The organism is Burkholderia sp. E168m23, from assembly GCF_016586125.1.
GTDB lineage: Bacteria > Pseudomonadota > Gammaproteobacteria > Burkholderiales > Burkholderiaceae > Burkholderia > Burkholderia orbicola.
Map to the genome: position 1 here is coordinate 1 of NZ_BCPP01001678.1, position 600 is coordinate 600.

Below are 600 nucleotides of genomic sequence, written 5' to 3' on the forward strand. Positions count from 1 at the left end.
GAAGCCCGAGCAGTTCCGCAAGGTCTACGAGCCGATGTTCGCACGCAGCGCCGACGCGGGCGAACGCGCGGCGCCGCTGTACGACTGGCGCGCGCAGAGCACGTACATCCGCCGTCCGCCGTACTGGGAAGGCGCGCTGGCCGGCGAACGTACGCTCAAGGGCATGCGCCCGCTCGCGGTGCTCGGCGACAACATCACGACCGACCACCTGTCGCCGTCGAACGCGATCCTGCTCGATAGCGCGGCCGGCGAATATCTCGCGAAGATGGGCCTGCCGGAAGAAGACTTCAACTCGTACGCGACGCACCGGGGCGACCACCTGACCGCGCAGCGCGCGACCTTCGCGAACCCGACGCTCGTCAACGAGATGGCGGTCGTCGACGGCGCGGTGAAGAAGGGCTCGCTCGCGCGCGTCGAGCCGGAAGGCAAGGTCATGCGGATGTGGGAAGCGATCGAGACGTACATGAATCGCAAGCAGCCGCTGATCGTCGTGGCCGGCGCCGACTACGGCCAGGGCTCGTCGCGCGACTGGGCCGCGAAGGGCGTGCGGCTCGCGGGCGTCGAGGCGATTGCCGCCGAAGGCTTCGAGCGGATTCACCG

The 600-nt window shown here is 69.2% G+C and carries 1 pseudogene; it reads left to right on the plus strand.

Annotated features, from left to right (window positions below):
- Nucleotides 1-600 (plus strand): annotated as a pseudogene (locus tag JMF90_RS39620) (Fe/S-dependent 2-methylisocitrate dehydratase AcnD); the annotation flags it as partial.